19 protein-coding genes are annotated in these 15,638 nt (G+C 68.5%); 4 read left to right on the top strand and 15 right to left on the bottom strand.

Annotation, left to right across the window (positions count from 1 at the left end):
* Nucleotides 1-11 precede the first annotated feature (11 nt).
* From MUY14_RS07075 to MUY14_RS07045, 7 genes are all read right to left on the bottom strand, one after another.
* Complete coding sequence (locus MUY14_RS07075) at nucleotides 12-902, bottom strand: type II secretion system F family protein (protein ID WP_247021952.1); 891 nt, start codon at nucleotides 900-902, stop codon at nucleotides 12-14.
* The gene (locus MUY14_RS07070) at nucleotides 899-1,792 is read right to left on the bottom strand and encodes a type II secretion system F family protein (protein ID WP_247021951.1); all 894 of its coding nucleotides are present in this window, start codon (nucleotides 1,790-1,792) and stop codon (nucleotides 899-901) included. The genes MUY14_RS07075 and MUY14_RS07070 overlap by 4 nt, the downstream gene beginning before the upstream one ends.
* On the bottom strand, nucleotides 1,789-3,141 hold the full coding sequence (locus tag MUY14_RS07065; RefSeq protein ID WP_247021950.1) for a CpaF family protein: 1,353 nt from the start codon (nucleotides 3,139-3,141) through the stop codon (nucleotides 1,789-1,791). The genes MUY14_RS07070 and MUY14_RS07065 overlap by 4 nt, the downstream gene beginning before the upstream one ends.
* Nucleotides 3,138-3,992: a carbon monoxide dehydrogenase maturation protein gene (locus tag MUY14_RS07060; protein WP_247021949.1), complete on the bottom strand. Its 855-nt coding sequence runs from the start codon at nucleotides 3,990-3,992 to the stop codon at nucleotides 3,138-3,140. The genes MUY14_RS07065 and MUY14_RS07060 overlap by 4 nt, the downstream gene beginning before the upstream one ends.
* Nucleotides 3,992-4,696, bottom strand: a complete 705-nt coding sequence (locus MUY14_RS07055; protein ID WP_247021948.1) for a hypothetical protein — start codon at nucleotides 4,694-4,696, stop codon at nucleotides 3,992-3,994. Before MUY14_RS07055 ends, MUY14_RS07060 begins: the two co-directional genes overlap by 1 nt.
* Nucleotides 4,697-4,795: 99 nt before the next feature.
* The gene (locus MUY14_RS07050) at nucleotides 4,796-5,779 is read right to left on the bottom strand and encodes a hypothetical protein (RefSeq protein ID WP_247021947.1); all 984 of its coding nucleotides are present in this window, start codon (nucleotides 5,777-5,779) and stop codon (nucleotides 4,796-4,798) included.
* The gene (locus MUY14_RS07045; RefSeq protein ID WP_247021946.1) at nucleotides 5,767-6,330 is read right to left on the bottom strand and encodes a hypothetical protein; all 564 of its coding nucleotides are present in this window, start codon (nucleotides 6,328-6,330) and stop codon (nucleotides 5,767-5,769) included. Before MUY14_RS07045 ends, MUY14_RS07050 begins: the two co-directional genes overlap by 13 nt.
* Nucleotides 6,331-6,489: 159 nt before the next feature.
* On the opposite strand from MUY14_RS07045, the gene MUY14_RS07040 reads away from it, so the two are divergent.
* Nucleotides 6,490-7,116, top strand: a complete 627-nt coding sequence (locus tag MUY14_RS07040; RefSeq protein WP_247021945.1) for a prepilin peptidase — start codon at nucleotides 6,490-6,492, stop codon at nucleotides 7,114-7,116.
* A 95-nt stretch (nucleotides 7,117-7,211) separates the two neighbouring features.
* Here MUY14_RS07040 and MUY14_RS07035 read toward each other — a convergent pair whose 3' ends face one another.
* The 7 genes from MUY14_RS07035 to MUY14_RS07005 form a co-directional block, all read right to left on the bottom strand.
* Nucleotides 7,212-7,490, bottom strand: a complete 279-nt coding sequence (locus tag MUY14_RS07035; RefSeq protein WP_247021944.1) for a hypothetical protein — start codon at nucleotides 7,488-7,490, stop codon at nucleotides 7,212-7,214.
* A gap of 94 nt (nucleotides 7,491-7,584) precedes the next feature.
* Nucleotides 7,585-7,803, bottom strand: coding sequence for a DUF6355 family natural product biosynthesis protein (locus tag MUY14_RS07030; RefSeq protein WP_247025076.1), 219 nt, complete (start codon nucleotides 7,801-7,803; stop codon nucleotides 7,585-7,587).
* Between the two features lie 213 nt (nucleotides 7,804-8,016).
* On the bottom strand, nucleotides 8,017-8,190 hold the full coding sequence (locus MUY14_RS07025; protein WP_247021943.1) for a hypothetical protein: 174 nt from the start codon (nucleotides 8,188-8,190) through the stop codon (nucleotides 8,017-8,019).
* A gap of 227 nt (nucleotides 8,191-8,417) precedes the next feature.
* A complete protein-coding gene (locus tag MUY14_RS07020) occupies nucleotides 8,418-9,611 on the bottom strand; it encodes an NAD(P)/FAD-dependent oxidoreductase (RefSeq protein ID WP_247021942.1) in 1,194 nt (397 codons plus the stop codon).
* The gene (locus tag MUY14_RS07015) at nucleotides 9,608-10,732 is read right to left on the bottom strand and encodes an MAB_1171c family putative transporter (RefSeq protein WP_247021941.1); all 1,125 of its coding nucleotides are present in this window, start codon (nucleotides 10,730-10,732) and stop codon (nucleotides 9,608-9,610) included. The genes MUY14_RS07020 and MUY14_RS07015 overlap by 4 nt, the downstream gene beginning before the upstream one ends.
* Entirely contained in the window at nucleotides 10,729-11,280 is a 552-nt protein-coding gene (locus MUY14_RS07010) for a hypothetical protein (protein WP_247021940.1), read from the bottom strand. Before MUY14_RS07010 ends, MUY14_RS07015 begins: the two co-directional genes overlap by 4 nt.
* Complete coding sequence (locus MUY14_RS07005; RefSeq protein ID WP_247021939.1) at nucleotides 11,277-11,723, bottom strand: XRE family transcriptional regulator; 447 nt, start codon at nucleotides 11,721-11,723, stop codon at nucleotides 11,277-11,279. The genes MUY14_RS07010 and MUY14_RS07005 overlap by 4 nt, the downstream gene beginning before the upstream one ends.
* Before the next feature lie 152 nt (nucleotides 11,724-11,875).
* Here MUY14_RS07005 and MUY14_RS07000 point away from each other — a divergent pair, with 152 nt between their 5' ends.
* Both MUY14_RS07000 and MUY14_RS06995 read left to right on the top strand, forming a co-directional pair.
* A complete protein-coding gene (locus MUY14_RS07000; RefSeq protein WP_247021938.1) occupies nucleotides 11,876-12,328 on the top strand; it encodes a helix-turn-helix domain-containing protein in 453 nt (150 codons plus the stop codon).
* A gap of 479 nt (nucleotides 12,329-12,807) precedes the next feature.
* Entirely contained in the window at nucleotides 12,808-13,455 is a 648-nt protein-coding gene (locus MUY14_RS06995) for an HAD family hydrolase (protein ID WP_247021937.1), read from the top strand.
* On the opposite strand, the gene MUY14_RS06990 is transcribed toward MUY14_RS06995, so the two are convergent.
* Complete coding sequence (locus MUY14_RS06990) at nucleotides 13,456-14,715, bottom strand: helix-turn-helix transcriptional regulator (protein WP_247021936.1); 1,260 nt, start codon at nucleotides 14,713-14,715, stop codon at nucleotides 13,456-13,458.
* A 194-nt stretch (nucleotides 14,716-14,909) separates the two neighbouring features.
* On the opposite strand from MUY14_RS06990, the gene MUY14_RS06985 reads away from it, so the two are divergent.
* Nucleotides 14,910-15,494, top strand: coding sequence for an AAA family ATPase (locus tag MUY14_RS06985; protein WP_285459653.1), 585 nt, complete (start codon nucleotides 14,910-14,912; stop codon nucleotides 15,492-15,494).
* Nucleotides 15,495-15,638 lie beyond the last annotated feature (144 nt).

The following is a 15,638-nucleotide window of genomic DNA, read 5'->3' as shown; positions in this document are numbered from 1 at the left end:
CCTGTGGATGGTCAGAGTCCGTTGAGGACTTGGGCGACGGCCGGGTAGGCGATAAATCCGAGGAAGCCGAGGAACAGCAGCGTCACCGGTAAGGCCATGCGCTCGGTGGCGGCCTGAGCGTCGGCTTCGGCGTCGGCGACCAGGTGGGTCCGCAACGCCTTGGCCTTTGCCGCCAATGAGGTGCGGATCTTGGCGCCTTCGGTGCCGGCGAGAGAAATCGATGCGGCGAGCTCGGCGAGCTCGTTGATGTCCAGTTCCTCGCCGAGCCGGCGAAGAGTCGACCACGGGGTGCTGCGGGTCAGCTGGGCGGCGTCCAGCGCGCGGCGCAGCTGAGTGAACGCGGGCCCGCGTCCCACCTCGGCGGCCGCCAGGAGCGCGACCTCAACTCCGGCGCCACCTGCGAGGGTGATCCAGACGAGGTCAAGAAAGGCCGAGAGCGCGCCGCGGAAGTCGGCCCGTGCTCGCGCCGCCTTGGCGCGGACCTCCAGATCGGGCGCGACGAACCCGACCACGGCGAGGCCGAGGGCGGCGACCAGGGGGACTTCGACGCTGGCCGGCACGTCCGCGAGCGCGAGCAAGCCCTGAAGCAGTAGGGGTGCCACCAGGCCGGTGCAGCTGACGACGACCTTGATGGCGACGTGTGTGTCGGGCCCGCGACCAAGGACTCGCAGGTCGCGTTCGAGCTTCTCGCCTGGCAGGCCCAGCCTCCGGAGGCCCGGAACGAGTGGGCGCACAGCGGCCACCGCCCAGCCGGCCTCCGACACGTCCACGACCGGAGCCGCTGCCCCACTGCCCGCCGTCGGCAGGCGCTCGTGAAGGGATGGGTGTGGCGGGATTGCCCAGGTCAACAGCATCCACAAGCCGATGCCTGCACCGCCTCCGAGACAGATGAACGGGATCATGCTCGCTCACCGTCCCACCGAGCCGAGGTGGCGGCGCTCGGCTCGAGCGGCTCGCTGAGCGACAAGACACGCGAGGTGGCGCGGCCGGCAGCGATCTTGACCAGCCAGCCGAACCCGGTACCGAACAGCCCTCCGATGACGAGCAGGACGGCTTGGCCGAGCGCGCTGTCGTAGGCCGTCAGGTAGGCGCGGTTGAACACCACGACGCCGACCGCGAAGGCGATGGTGGTGGCGACGACGACCCGCACGGAGGTCCGAGTGCGAGCGCGGCCGGTCTCGACGCGCATTCGCATCGCCGCCTGGGACCGCGCGGTCTCGGCGAGGGATCCGAGCAGTTCGCCGAGTTGCCGCGCCTGGTGCTCGGCGGCCAGGACCAGCGCGGCGATGACCAGGTCGGCAGTCGGGTCGGCCAGCTCCTCCGCCAGCTGCCGCAACGCCGGCGCGAGCCGGTGCCCGTTCTGCAGCCGGGACGCGAGCCCGGCGACTTCGCCACGGATCGCGGCGGGCGCCAGCGGAGCGGTGGCGAGGATCGCCTGCTCCAGCCCGGCCGCGGCCGAGAGCGTGTCGCGCAGCATCTCCGTCCACGACGCGACCGCCTCGATCCGCGCGACCCGGCGCACGTGCGCGCGATCAGGACCGACCAACCGCGGCAGGAACCACACGGCCCCGGCAGCGAGCACTCCCCCAACGAGCCACCCGGTCGCAGCTCCGGCCAGCAGGCCGGCGCCCAGCGCGAGCGCCAGCCGAAGCCCCCACGTCCGATCGGCTCGCCAGGGCGGGGCCGACCGCGGGCGGCGAACCGTCTGCGGGCCACGGAGGCCGACGAGGACGAGCAACAGCCCGACGGCGGTGCCGAGCCCGGCCAGGCCGGCGACAACGGTGGTAGTCATGTCGCCCACCACCCGTTGGGCTCGGCCAGCAGCTCGGGGTCGAACCCGGCCTCGACGAGGTCGTCGAGGGTGTCCGTGCGGAGTGCGCCGGCGGCTGGGCGAGCTCGGCGGTCTGCTCCGGGGCGGTAGATCTCGTTGGAGACGACCGTGCCGCCGTCGGCGTCGACGACCTCGCGGATCGAGGAGATCACCCGGGTCGCGCGATCAGCGGCTTTGTCCAGGTGCACGACGAAGTGCACGCTGGAGGCCACCAGCAGCGCGGTCGCCTCCAGGGACAGCCGCTCCGCGCTCTGCGCGGCGTAGGAGGCGAGCCGGGTGAACGCGATCCTTGAGCTGCTCGCGTGCAAGGTCGCCATCGAGCCGTCGTTGCCCTGGGACATCGCGTTGCACATCGGGATGACCTCCGGCCCGCGAATCTCGCCGACGATGACCCGGTCCGGGGACATCCGCAGCCCCCAGCGGACCAGCTCGGCCTGACTGATCGCGCCGGCGCCTTCGATGTTCGCCTCCCGGGCCTGCAGCGCGGTGACGTCGGCGTGCAGCTCGGGGTCGAGCCCGAGGCCGAGTTCGAAGGCGTCTTCGACGGTGACGATGCGTTCGAGCGGATCCATCTCCGCAGCCATCGCACGCAGCAAAGTCGTCTTGCCGAAGCCGGCGCCGCCGGTGATGAGGATGTTCTTCCGCGCCCTGACCAGGGCACGCAGGAAACGCTCGAGGCCGACGTCGAGCGTGCCGCGGCGGCGCAGCTGGGCGAGGCTCGTGGTCAGGTAACCGTGCCGGCGGATCGAGCACGCCGTCACCCCGTCGGCCGTGAGCCCGAGCACCGCGAAGAGCCGCTCGCCACCGGGCAGCTGAAGGTTCAACGCCGGCGAGCCGCGGTCGAACCGGCGTTCCTCCGACGACGCGCGAGCCGCGAGCGTCCGGACCAGGTCGGTCAGCTCGTCGTTCGAGGCCGCGACCGGCGCGACCTGCGCCCGCGAGCCGTCGGCGTACTGGACGAAGACCCGGTCGAAGCGGTTGACGTTGATCGTCTCGACCTTCGGATTCGCCAGCAGCGACTGCAGCCCGCCCAGCCCGAAGACCTCGTCAAGCACGGCCTCGGCGATCCCCCGCTCGGCGTCCGGCGGCAGGAGCACGCGGCCTGCCTGCAGTTCGGCCTCGCTGTGTGCAGCTGCGGCGGACCGCAGGAGCTCCCGGGCGAGTTCACGGCGGCGCTCTGCAGTGATCGGGGTGCTCTCGGTTTCGGCCCGGTTCGGCAGCTCGGTCGCGAGTGCGTGGTGGAGGACCGCGCGAAGCCGGGCCTCCGGGCTGGCCGCGGATGGGCCGCGATGCTCGTCGAGCACGGTCATGGCGAGACCTCCCCGTCAGGCAGCACGACGTTGTGGTGTCCGTTGTGCAGTTCGGGTGCGATCCGAACGCCGTACGCCGGGACGCGCTGAGGTGGGACGCCCGGGACGTGCTGCCCGACGGTCGGCCCGGAAGCCTGTATCGACGGCGCTCCGGCCGCGAGGATTCGCGCCACTTCGACGGCAGCGCGGACGAGCCCGCCTTTGCGCGCGCGTCCCGGGATCGCGTGGCCGGTGAGGCTCGTGGCCGCGGTCGGGTCGTAAGGGATTCGGGCCATGACCGGGATGCCGAGTTCCTGTTCGACTTCCTTCGTCGGGTGGCCCCGGCCCGCGAGGACGAGAGACGGCCGAGCGGCTACCTGCCCTAGCTCGTGAAGCCGAGCGGCCAAGTGCGCGAGTTCGTCGCTGTGCGTACCGGAGATCAGGAGTAGCGCATCGGCTTGCCGGATCATCGGCTCCGCCGGCGACCCTGGGTCCATGCGACCGCAGTCGGCAAGCATCACCACGCCGGATTCGCGAGCAGCCCGGTGAAGAGGCGAGCTGGCCGGCACCAGGGTGCTCAACGCTGCCCGAGCTTGCGGTCCGCCGGCCGGCCCGGGAACGACCGGTAGCTCATCCGCGAGAAGCTGCGTGTGGTTCCAAAAGGCGCTGGGCTCGATGGGCTGGCGGGCCGCTGCGGCGAGGCTGAGCAGGCCGGGCGAGAGTGCGAGCCCGAAGCGTCGGCCGAGGTCTCCCCCGGCCGGGTCGCACTCGACCACGACCCGGCGAACGGCGGATGGCCAGTTCGCGGCCAGCGCCACGGTGAAGGTGGTGACGCCGGGCGAACCCTTCACGCTGGACAGGGCGATCAACATCAGCGCTCACCACCCGCGAGCATGACCAGCGTGACCTGCCCGGCCGGCACTCGCGCAAGTGTCGGCGCGGTGGCGCTGGGCAGCTGCAGCGAGATCACCGTCGTCTGGTCGCTCTCGGCCCGCGCCACACCGGTCACCGTCGCCACCCAGGTCAGCCCGTCGCCACTGCCTTGCGCGGCCGGGAGCGACGTCGTCGGCGATGACGCCGTAGCGAGAACGACGAGGACGGGAGCTCCTGGAGCGAGTTCGAGCGGGAACTGGCCCGCCTTAAGGCCCACCGCCACGACCGCCTGGCCGGCGGCAGGGATCGTCGACGGCCCGATGCTGCCCGGTGTGAGCAGCGCGTCGGCAGTGAGGCTGGTCGCCATCGGCTTGCCGAGCACGGTGGCCGCTTGGCCGGCCGGAATGGTGGCGACACCGTCGGCCGCGGAGATCTCGACCTGGTGGACGTCGGCTGGCTCGAGGATATGTCCGACGCTCACGGGCCGCGCAATGGCCAGCACCGAAATGTGGCCTTGAGTGCTGGCTGCCCACCAGAGCGCCCCACCGACGCAGACCACGACGAGCAGCACGCCCGCCAGCAGGTGCGGCAGACGCCGCCGCGTCCGGCGACCGGTCGGCACGGCAGCGAGCCGACCGGTCTTCCCCAACCACGCCACGGAACCCACGTCGGCTCCCGTGCTGCGTTGACTCGTGCTGGTCATGACGTGCCTCCCCAGGCATGGTTCGACCGCACCGCGCATCACGAAAAGGGTTGATGCGCAGCAAGAATTAGGTTCGTTTGACCGCTGAACCGGTTAGTTTCAGCGGTGACCGGTACCGAGCGCCTGCACTTCGGCGACGCGGAAAGCCGCGGTCGCCGTAGTCGTCAGGTCCGGAAACGTGCCGTTGGCTCCAGCCCCGGACCAAGTCACCATCCAGTGCACAGTTGCCTTGACGGCGAATTGCTGCCCTGGCACCACAGCTGACGAGCGCCAATAGGTGTGGCCGCAGTCAGGCGAAGGCGCCTGCGGATCTCCGGCGGCCAAGTAGGGAGTACCGGGCCCCGAACAGGTAACCTCCTCACCGTCGCCCATCGACCACGAGACGGTGGTCGGCGCGGCCACCGCGGTGACCGAAACGCCCGGTACAGCAGCAGTGGCCTGCCGCGCACCCCAGCTGCTGCGATCCAGCCACATCCACGTCGGCAAGCTCACGAGCTTGTCGCCGGGCGGATTCGCCTCGATCCGGGGTGCCGGCAACCGCAGCCGGGCCCGCGCCTGATCAGCCAGCTCTTGCGGAGAAGGCAACGCGGCGGCAGCCGGAACCTGCCCGTCCGGCAGCCAGATCGGAGCCCGGTACAGGCCGTCATGCACGCCTGGGCCAGAACACCGGTAGACGTACCACGCGCCGGCAGGTGGCTGCTGACGGCTGACTCCCAGAAAAGCCGCCCAGACACCTGTTGGCCGGACGTCGTGGTGCGCGATGGTCTGCACCCCGTTCGCCGGAGGCTGGTAGTTGCTACGGACGTACGAGCACTTCGCCGTCGTGTCGTTGCCGCCGATGATGCTGTCGCCCCAAGGCTGCTGTTGGCCCGGCGTCGGATGGGGACGCGCCGGCTTTCCGGGAACTATGGGCGGCTGCGGTGCTTTACCGCCGTCACGGCCGGCACCGACGTCGCAGGAGGGGTTCCCACTCTGTCCGCAATGGACTTCTCCCCAGCCGTCGGCGCGCGCCGACGACGTCAGCACCACGCAGAATCCGAGCGCTGTGGCCGCGGATATCGCTGCCTTCTTCACCCTGAACATGACCCGACCTCGTGAACGGCGAAGGTGGTAACCTTCCAGGAGCCGTCGACTGCCTTCTTGACGAGCGCCTCGATCCGCCGGCGTCCACCGGGGCCGTCGTCAGCGGGTTGCCCGTTGTCGGCGCGATACTTCAGCCAGTTCGTCGAGTCACCGCAATCGGAGACGGTGATGGTTGTCGGATCTGCTGGAGGCTCCGCTGCCTGGACGCTCGGGTGGTTCACCGGTCGCCCCTTGGTGACCAGGCCGTTGTAGTGGTCGGCGTAAAGGCTGCGCGAGATGGTCTGCAATGCCTCGGCGGTGGCGTTCTGCGCGAGTTTGGGCGACTGCCAGTCGGACGTCATCGCGGCGTCCGCCATGTCGCTCCACATGCCGACGTAGGCGGCCGTCGCGCGTTGCTTCGCGAGGTCGGCTGGCCGAGGCGCCACGCTTGTGGTCGCCGAGGCGCTCGACGATGCTGTCGGCTGCCTCGGTTCGGTCGCGCTGCAGCCCCCGAGGAGAACGACGGCGGCGGACGAAGCGATGGTGGTACGGACGGCTGGACGCAGATTCATGGATTCCCCTCCCGTTACGATGATCAGCTGGCCGCCGGGCCTGTAAAACCACCGCGGCGGAGGTTCACTCGTTGGAAGGACGAGCGATGCGCCGGACCGCCGCGCTGGCCAGCATGGCTTCGTGGGGACGGCAATCAACGCAAGCAAAGAGCCGGTGGCATGGTGAACGCCTCGCTCACCGCGGGCAGCGCGGCCGTCGGCCTGGTGGTGGGAGCTGCTGCCAGCTGGATCACCAGGACGCTGCTGCGGCGGCCGGCTCACCTCGCGCAGTCCTGGTGGCTCGGCGCGGTCATCACCGCAACGCTGCTGGCCCTCCTCGGCTGGCGCATCGGCTTTCACGGAGAGCTGCTGGTCTACGCCTATGTCCTGACGCTCGGCGTCCCGCTGGCGGTCATCGACTGGGTCGAACATCGGTTACCTCGGATCGTCGTGCTTCCCCAGCTGGCTGGCGCCGCTTTGGGGCTTGGCTTGTTGTGCGTCACGCGTTTCGACTTGGCTTCTGGCCTGCGAGCCCTGGGGGCGGCGCTCGCGGCGGCGGGCTTCTACCTGTTGCTCGCCGTCCTGGTCGAGGGAGGCGTCGGTTCCGGCGATGTGAGCCTCGCCGCCGTCGTCGGCCTCGTGACCGGCTGGTCGGGTTGGCCCGAGCTCGCCGGCTCGCTAGTGCTTGCGTCGCTTGGAGCTCTACTTCTGCTGCTCCTGCCCCACCACGGCAGCCGGCGGAAAGCCGTGCCGTTCGGGCCGTGTCTCTTAGCGGCTATGACCACCGTGCTCACGATCTCGGGCTGAGCCGCTCAACGCCGACGCGGAGGGCGCCGCAGAGGGGGCATGAGCGCCCACCGCGTCGACTGGCCGAGGACTGGGAGACGTCCTCGAGTCCGTGGTTACGGCGGACCTTCGAAGTCCCGGGCCACGACGGTCTGTCGCTTCGGGGCCGAGGCAGTAGCGACCTCGTTCACGTGGCCGGTCAGCGCCGGGTCGGCCATCGCGACCAACGCTGCCGGGCCAGCTTCATTTTCGATGCGGCCGACCTGCGAATCCGGCCGCAGCGACACGTCGGAACACAACGGGCTGGACGCCGTCTCCCGGGTGTCTCCTGAACAGCTGGCCAAACTCGTCGAAACCAGAATGATCGCCACCACCGATAACCAGCCTTGCACCATTGTTCATCCTCCCCAGCGATCGTTGAGCAGATCTATCAAACGGGTAAGCCGCACCACATGGACCGCTTGCGACTTGATCACACGAATGAAGCGGCTACGCCGGACCGTAGTAGCCGGGATTGCACCCCACACCGCCGTTCCACCAGGCGCCCGTGACGCGCCACCTGATTACCGGTTGAAGATCGGTAACTCCCGGCCCTACGCAGTAGTGGTAGATGTTCCCCCAAATGTCCTGGACGTCGAGCATGACGGTCGAACCGGTGCCGCCGTCGCAGTGCCGGTACTCACCCCAGCTCTGGTACCCGCACGACATCCTCGGCTCGTAACGGACAGTAGCGTCCGCAGCGGGCGCCGACGCAGCACCGAGCACAGCGATCATGATTGATCCCGCGGCGGTGATCCGGCCCGCCAGGCGGAGATACTTTGAATTGCTCATCGCGGCCTCCAAACCGATCCATGTTCTTGCTATGAATCCGGTCTACAGGCCACGGTCCCACGCACTGCAAACGGCGTATGACACGGACTTTTAAGTACGCATGACGACGCCCGTCAAATTCACTCGCAAATCGATGATGCCGTCCTCCGGCTCGCCACCTGGTCCGGTCAAGCTCACCCCGAAGCCGGCCTGCCCCGGCGGGCACTCAGCGTGATCGGAAATCACTTTCCCGGTTGAATAGATCTCGATGAGCAGCATGGGCATGCTCTGGGAGTGGATGAACCCCCATCCGTTCTCACAACGAGGGTCGGGGGGCTCGGTGTACCCGCAGCGGCAGCCGCGACGATCTGCGCACGCGAGATTTCGACAGTCGAGCCGCCCCAGAGGGTGGTCACGCCCAAGGTGAGGGCCCGTTGAGCTCGCCTGGCGAGGGAGGGGCGAAGTCACCGGCGCGCTGACGCGATCAAGCGCACCGAGGAGGCCTGCCGGTGTCACCCAGTATGTGACACCGGCAGGTCCCAGTCGATGTGGTGCCCGGTCAGCCACGCCGCCGTGTTGCGGGGACCGCTCTTGAGCCGCTTGGAGATCGCCAGGTCTCGGATGATCCGCTTAATCGGGCCAGGCGTCGCCGTGCCGCCCATCCTGGCGCTGGTAGCCACCAGGCGCTCGACTCGCTCCCGGCGCTGCGCTTCGTAGGCTTGGAACGCCGTCGCAGGCTCGGGCAGATCGCGCAGGCATTTCGCCAAGACGACCGCGTCCTCCATCGCCATCGACGCACCGTGCCCGGCGTTCGGCGCCGCGGCGTGGGCGGCGTCGCCGATCACGATCATCCGGCCGGCATGCCACCTCGGCGTCGAGGCGATGTCGTACCCGTTGCTCGCGCGAATCTGCTCCGACGCCTCGACGATCGCCGCCGCCGGCGACCGGTCACGCCGGAGCAGCGCCGTCGCCTGCCGCTTCCAATCCTCGACTGATGTCGACGCGAGCTCCGCCTTGGACAGCTCCGGGCGCGGCAGGTTCACGAACCACCACGTCTCGCCGTCCGGCGCGGTCGTGTAGGCAAAGAAGACGCGCTTGCCGTAGATCATCCGATATACCCCGGGCACCGGGTCGACCGGCGCCTGCCGGGCGTAGCCGCACAGCACGACCGTTCCGGTGTAGCGCGGCTCAGGCGCCTCCGGGCCGATCAGCACCCGGGTCGCCGAGTGGATGCCGTCGGCGCCGATCAGCAGGTCGCCATCGCGGCGGGAGCCGTCCGCGAAGATGGCCGCTATGCCGTGGTCGAGGTCGGTGTCCACGTCGTCGAGCCGCTCGCCGTGCTCGATCTCGATCCCGCGGCAGGTGGCCTCCTCGTGCAGCACCCGGTACAACTCGGCCCGCTTGATGGTGTGCGGCCCGTACGCGCCGGCAGATCCGCCTCCGATAGGCGCTTCACCGAGCTGCTTGCCTGAACCGCTCCAGAACAGCGCGCGATCGGCCGGGAACGACGCCTGCAGCACCGGCTTGTCGGCGTCGATGGCGTGCAGGGCGTCGAAGCCGTTGTTCATGATCGTCATGAACGCGCCGACGTCGTCCGCCCCCGTCTGGTAGGCCTCGTAGACGACGGAGTCGATGCCCGCCTTCTGCAAGGCCATGGCCGTGACCGGCCCCGCGATACCTCCACCGATGATCAGCGCCTTGGTCATCCCACTCCCCTCGTCTCCAGGCCACGAGCCAGCCGCACCAGCTCGCGAACGTCCGAATCCAGTCCGTCACCCTCCGGGAGCGCGACGGGCACCGCCTTCGTCTGAGCCGGCTCACCGGCTGCGTGAGCTGCGAGCGCCTGCTGCAGACGACTCGGCAGGTCGGCAGAGGCGTCTGTTCGCGCCAGATACGGGCTGATCCGCACCAAGCCGTCGCGGCACTCGACGACCCGGCGGTAGTACCGGCGGTGCGTCCCACGTAGACGCAGTGCGTCACGCCAGGGTGCAGCTGGCACCCGATCCAGTGCGTCATCGGGAAACTCCGAGTGCAGCACCGTCCACAGCGGCGCGAGCTGCCGATACCCACGGCGGTGACGCCACCAGATCCGCATCGCACCCACCCTGGTCATCGCGGCCGGGTAACTGACACCGGCCAGGAAGAGCAAGACCCCCGGCATCAGCAGAACTGTGACGGCGAGCGCGCCCACCACCGTGCCGGCGGAACCGGCGCGATCTGCAACCCCGACGTGGTAGATCAACCCGAGCACGATCGCGGGCACGAAGACACAGTTCGCCAAGACGATCGCGACCAGGCCGACGGCGGCGATCCGCAGACCTCGGGCCAGCCTGCCGCCCGCTTCGCGGGCGTACCGCCAAGCCCAGACCGCCGCTGCGGCGAAGCCGACCGCCATGAACACGTCGGCCGCGATGAAGAAGACCGCGACGCTGGGCACCGACTGGTCGTTGGTCCGGGCGGACGCCGGCGTCGCGAGCGCGGCGACGAAAAGCACGGTCTCGGCGGCCAGCAGCAGGCCGGCGTACCAACCGACGCGTCGCCTGGCCGCCGCGCGCTCCCGTGCCGAGAACAGGAAGAAGCACACGAGGCTGTACACGCCGACCAGCAGAAGACCGTGCTGGACCAGCCGCGCGATCATCGGCGGCAGGCCCAGCACGTGGGCGCCCTTGTCGGCCGCAGCACCGAACGGAAACGCGACGGCCAGGCAGGCCACGAGCGCCGTCACGCTGCGAAGCGCGGCGTTCCTCGGGTTCCGCGCCAACCTCCCGGCCAGCCACAGCAGCAGGACAGCCGACACAATCCCGTACGCGAGGACCAGAGGCGTCACAGCCACCCCAGACGGCCTTCAAGCGCGGCTCCCATCTGCTGGGCGGATTCGCTCGCTCTTCCACCGACAGCGACCTGGTCCAGGACCGACGCCCACTCCAGGATGATCGTCGCCGTGGTTTCGGCCTCTCGCTCCTGCTCGGTGTCGTACGAGGTGCGCCGCAGCGCCCGGCGGACGGCGTCCGGCTCGAGATCCGGATACCGCTGACGCAGGCTCTCCGGCGACATGTCCGGGTACAACCCGGCCAGCAGCTCGTCATCGCACGGATCGCTCTCGTGACCGGCGAGCAAGTGGCCCAGCTCGTGGAGAATGATGTGGTTCTGATGCGGCTTGCTGGTCTCACGCTGGTACAGGATGTAGTCCGCCGGGCGAGTGCTGATCCAAACGCCGAAGGGGCCGGGCACCGGAATAGAGTGGGCCAGCAGCTTGATCGGCTTGCCACGGCGCTCACCGACGCGCCGGCACAGCTCGACGACGTCCAGCGGAGGCCGGATGTCCAGCTCCTTCAGCAGCCGCCGGCACCGGCGGCGCAGCAGCCGCTCGTTCACCGCTCCCCTCGCTCCCGCGCTGCCTGCTGGTCGCGGTATACGACGTCGAGCAGGTCCATGACCAGCTGACGACGATCCGGCGTCAGCTCACCGGCCCGCATCGCGATCCGCTGTGCTTCCTGGTCACCGGCGTTCGCCTTGAGGCGTTCCTGCTCCGCGGCCAGGTCGCGCAGCTGCTGGTCGACGCGGTCGGTCACGTCATCGTCGAAGAAGTAGTTGACCGGCACCCCGAAGAACCTGGCCAGCCCCTCGACGTGCTTGATCGTCGGGTTGTCCCGCTTGCGCTTGCGCAGCTGCCAGATGTACGTGCCGGAGATCTTCGTGCCGGCGACCGTGATCGAGTCGGCGGCGAAGTCGTTGCTGTACTCGTCGCCGTCCGGCGATTTCGTGACGGCGAACAGGTGGTTGAGCTTGTCCGCGAAGTCACGCCCGGGTTCGGCCATCACCCCTCCTCAGCTCCCCTTGACGGTACCGCTCACCAGGCGTCTTAACTGAAATTAAGACCCGATCAGGTGAACACCCGTCCGATAGTTGAGACACGACCTGCGGAAACTTAAGATCAACTGCCTGGGGTGATCGAACCGGGGAGGGAACGATGACTCGACCGAGCACACAGGCAATCACAGCCGAGGACGCCGAGCGCCTGCGCAAGCTGCACGACGCGAAGCAGCTCTTTGGCGGCGACTGGATGACGGCGATCCTGCTGGCACTGAAGAGCGGCCCGAAGCACTACACCGAGCTGCTGGACCTCGTCGGCTCGCTCAACGACGCCGCAGCGGCAAACAGCTGGTCCGGACGGCCGCGGGTGCTGCACGCCAGCGTGCTGACGCGCACGCTGAAGACGATGACGGCCGACCGCTTGATCGTGCGCGACCAGGAGGCAGGCGTGTTCCCACCGTCAGTCACCTACTCGCTGGCGCCGGCGACGCGAGAGGCACTCGAAGCCATGCAGCCGCTGGCCGACTGGGTGAGCCAGCACCCGGATATCGTCGCCCAGGCACGGCATCGCCGGAGTCAAGACTCTGACGGCGCCCGCCGCTCAGCGTGAGTAGGTGAGCCAGCCACCGCAGTGATCACCACGGCAGCCGAGCGCGAGATCTGCACGGCGGCTACACGGCCGCGGTGCAGGCTTCCGATGGTCGACGAGAGCCAGGGAGGCCGTCTGGCGCCCCGATGACTTCCTCATCGAGAACATGGAGTTCGAACCTGGCTGTGTCGTAGCCGCCGGCCTCCCAGGCGAGATCACTGTCGCCGACGCGCCACTCGCAGCCAGTGACTCGCTCCCGCAGCAACCACGCCACTACGACCTCCCGGACTCCGCGACCTCGAACGACCCGAACCTACCACGCAACTAGAACATGTGTTCGACCGACGGCTTCCAGTCACCTCAGGTTGGGCCATCACAAGGCGACCACTCCAATCTGGCCCACCTCGACAGCTCCAGCCAGCCTTGTTGGGGGCGGCCTGCCGCGGCAGCAGCAGAGTGACAGACTCGGGCGCAGAACGGCACCAACGGAAGGAAGAGCCATGCCGGTGAGGGCGGTAGTCCTCGACATCGGGGAGACTGTGCTCGACGACACGCGCGAGTGGAACGCCTGGGCGGACTGGATCGGCGTCGGCCGGCACACGTTCTCGACCGTGCTCGGGGCGGTAACCGCGTCCGGCCGGGACAACGCCGAGACGTTCCGGTACTTCAAGCCGGACTTCGACGTCGCGGCCGAGCGGCAGCGTCGCGAGGACGCCGGAAACGGCGAACGCATCGACGAGAGCGACCTCTACCCTGACGTCCGGCCCGCTCTAACCCAGCTTCGGCGGAACGGACTCTGGATCGCGCTCGCCGGCAACCAGACCGCGAAGGCAGGGAGCCTGCTCCGCAAGCTCGACCTCCCTGTCGATGCCATCGCGACCTCGGCTGAGTGGGGCGTCGCCAAGCCGGATCCCGCTTTCTTCCGGCACGTCATCGAGCTGGCCGGCGTCGCTCCCAACGAGCTGCTCTACGTCGGGGACCACCGGGACAACGACGCCGTCGCCGGTCACGCCGCCGGGCTCTGGACGGCACTGATCCGTCGCGGTCCATGGGGACACTTGTGGGCTGACGACCCGGCAGTGCTGGCGAACGCCGACTGGGTCATCAACTCGCTGAACGAACTGCCCAACCTGATCGCCAGCACTTGATCACGACACGTCAGCCCAGGCGGCGAACGTCGCCAGCTCGTCGCTGACCGTCCGTTGCCCGCGCAGGAGCGACCGCAGTGCCGCCTTGACCCGAGGATGCTCACGGGTGTGGAGCGGCGCGACGCTTTTGGCCAGCTGGAGCGATGCGAAAGCGTCGTCGGGCCGACCGACTTCGAGCTGCGCTGGAGCTAAGTCGATGTAGAAGTGCGATCGGCGCTCGGCCGGAAGCTCGCGAGGCGGGTGCCAACCGGTGCCGCGCTGGACCGCTGTCGGGCTGTCACCCAGCTCCTGCGCCACAGCCACTTCGTGAATCCGGACCGAAGCGGGACCAAAGGCCGTTCCGAGGTACACACCTTCGGGCGTGTGCTCGGCAGCTCGATACGCCTCTGCGAGGTGATCACCTGCTTCTTCCGCCTTACCTGCACGTGCGGAAACGACGGCGGCCCGCATCGCCAGCGATCCGCGGGCGGCTTCGCTGTCTACTGTGGAACGGGTAGCCGGTACCCGATCGATGGCACGGACGAGCGAGCGGTGCGCCGTTTCCAGATCCCTTACGGCGAAGAACATTTCAGTACGCACATAGGCAACGGCCGCATCAAGGAAGGGTTGATCGATCTGGGAAGCAGCCAATCGCATGGCGGTGATGATCTGGCTCGAAAGGTCGGTGTAGCCGTACTTGAAAGCCAAGCCGTCAGCTGCCCGGTAAGCCAGGACCAACAGCTCCGTTGTGTCGTTGCGTTCCCGTTCATCGATCGCCAAGTCGCGCGCCCGCCCCAGCTCCATCAGGAGATCCGGCAGATCGACGACCAGTTGCGCATAACGCGCCTGGACACGCTGCTCTGTCACCTGGGAGACAGCTGCTCGCAGGGCGTGCGCCGGACGAACGGGACCGTCGTCCGGCTCGTCGCAAGCCAACAGCGCCCGCCTTAGCGCCGTCATGCCGACACGCACCGCATCGTCCCTGAGCTGAGTGGCGCGCGGGGATCGGTTTTCGCGCCGCAGCTCCGCCTGCTCCTGCTTCGCCGCCTCCCAAAGCCGTCGCAAATCGCCACCCGTGTGCAGACCGCGGTCGAGCGCATCGACCAGTTCACGCGATGGCAGGTTCCGCCCTTCCCGCTCGGCCAGCGACACGTAGTTGCGCGTGTAGCCGATCCGCCGGGCCAGCTCGGACTGACTCAGGCCCGCGGCCGATCGAAGGCGCCGGATCTCTCGCACGAGATGGTCGGCGGCCGGCCGCTTCTCCGTCTGCTCGTCAGTCACGTCGTTCTCCCGATCCGTTCACAGGGGGTAAATCGGCACGTTCGTCATTTACCCCCTTCCGGCATCGTCGCTGGCCAGGGTCCCATGGTGATCGTTCCGACGTCACGATGCAGGAGGGAACCGGTGAACACAACCGCCATGCCGGTATCCGGCGAAGCACTACCTGATTTGAGGAACGCCGAAGGGCGGACTCGATGATGCCCGGGGCCTCCGAGCGGCCGCTGACCATCGGGATCATGGGTCCGCACCTGACGGGCAAGAGCACGTTCATCTCCCGCCTGGCCTTGGAGCTTCGACGCAACGGATACCAAGTCGCCACCATCGCGGCGCTTGTGGAGCGGGCCCAACGGCTGGGGATACCGATCCTGCACAACCACTCCTGGGCATCGACGATGTGGTTCATCACCCGCGGCATCAGCGATGAACTGGAAGCGTGGGTCCACGCTGACGTCATCTTGGTCAACGGTGCTGTTCCCGACGCTCTGGCGTACTACCGCGCCGCCCTGGAGCACCGCGGCGATGCACCCGGTCAGGCAGAGCTCGATCAGCTCGAGAGCCTGGTGCGGAACCACAGTTCGAACTACAACCTGCTCTTCCGAACAACGCTCGACGCAGCAGCGACCGATGGAGAAACCGACGACGAGGTGTTCCGGCGCCTTGCTGATCGCTGGGTGCGCCGGGTTGCCGAAAGCCTCGAAGTCACCAACGTTCCCGTGCCCTCCTCGGACCACGGCACCGCCCTGGAACTCGCCATCGGTTATGTGATCGAACGCGGATAACCCCAGACCGGCGGCGGAGTTGCTGCCCCGACCGCAACTCCGCCGCCCCCACCACAGGTATGGCCCGGGTGAACACCATGGCACCGAACGAAGTCCAATGGCCCTCCGAGGACGACTTGCTTCTCGCAGAAGACGCCGGATACG

Origin of the sequence: Amycolatopsis sp. FBCC-B4732 (assembly GCF_023008405.1) — a bacterium.
GTDB classification, from domain to species: domain Bacteria; phylum Actinomycetota; class Actinomycetes; order Mycobacteriales; family Pseudonocardiaceae; genus Amycolatopsis; species Amycolatopsis pretoriensis_A.
Note: the sequence above shows the minus strand (reverse complement) of the source record. Positions and strands in the feature narration are given on the sequence as shown.

Excerpts from the sequence above, each read along its gene's own strand:
- MUY14_RS07075 (WP_247021952.1), bottom strand. The coding sequence starts at position 902 with ATGATCCCGTTCATCTGTCTCGGAGGCGGTGCAGGCATCGGCTTGTGG.
- MUY14_RS07070 (WP_247021951.1), bottom strand. The coding sequence starts at position 1,792 with ATGACTACCACCGTTGTCGCCGGCCTGGCCGGGCTCGGCACCGCCGTC.
- MUY14_RS07065 (WP_247021950.1), bottom strand. The coding sequence starts at position 3,141 with ATGACCGTGCTCGACGAGCATCGCGGCCCATCCGCGGCCAGCCCGGAG.
- MUY14_RS07060 (WP_247021949.1), bottom strand. The coding sequence starts at position 3,992 with ATGTTGATCGCCCTGTCCAGCGTGAAGGGTTCGCCCGGCGTCACCACC.
- MUY14_RS07055 (WP_247021948.1), bottom strand. The coding sequence starts at position 4,696 with ATGACCAGCACGAGTCAACGCAGCACGGGAGCCGACGTGGGTTCCGTG.
- MUY14_RS07050 (WP_247021947.1), bottom strand. The coding sequence starts at position 5,779 with ATGTTCAGGGTGAAGAAGGCAGCGATATCCGCGGCCACAGCGCTCGGA.
- MUY14_RS07045 (WP_247021946.1), bottom strand. The coding sequence starts at position 6,330 with ATGAATCTGCGTCCAGCCGTCCGTACCACCATCGCTTCGTCCGCCGCC.
- MUY14_RS07040 (WP_247021945.1), top strand. The coding sequence starts at position 6,490 with ATGGTGAACGCCTCGCTCACCGCGGGCAGCGCGGCCGTCGGCCTGGTG.
- MUY14_RS07035 (WP_247021944.1), bottom strand. The coding sequence starts at position 7,490 with ATGGTGCAAGGCTGGTTATCGGTGGTGGCGATCATTCTGGTTTCGACG.
- MUY14_RS07030 (WP_247025076.1), bottom strand. The coding sequence starts at position 7,803 with ATGTCGTGCGGGTACCAGAGCTGGGGTGAGTACCGGCACTGCGACGGC.
- MUY14_RS07025 (WP_247021943.1), bottom strand. The coding sequence starts at position 8,190 with ATGCCCATGCTGCTCATCGAGATCTATTCAACCGGGAAAGTGATTTCC.
- MUY14_RS07020 (WP_247021942.1), bottom strand. The coding sequence starts at position 9,611 with ATGACCAAGGCGCTGATCATCGGTGGAGGTATCGCGGGGCCGGTCACG.
- MUY14_RS07005 (WP_247021939.1), bottom strand. The coding sequence starts at position 11,723 with ATGGCCGAACCCGGGCGTGACTTCGCGGACAAGCTCAACCACCTGTTC.
- MUY14_RS07000 (WP_247021938.1), top strand. The coding sequence starts at position 11,876 with ATGACTCGACCGAGCACACAGGCAATCACAGCCGAGGACGCCGAGCGC.
- MUY14_RS06995 (WP_247021937.1), top strand. The coding sequence starts at position 12,808 with ATGCCGGTGAGGGCGGTAGTCCTCGACATCGGGGAGACTGTGCTCGAC.
- MUY14_RS06985 (WP_285459653.1), top strand. The coding sequence starts at position 14,910 with ATGATGCCCGGGGCCTCCGAGCGGCCGCTGACCATCGGGATCATGGGT.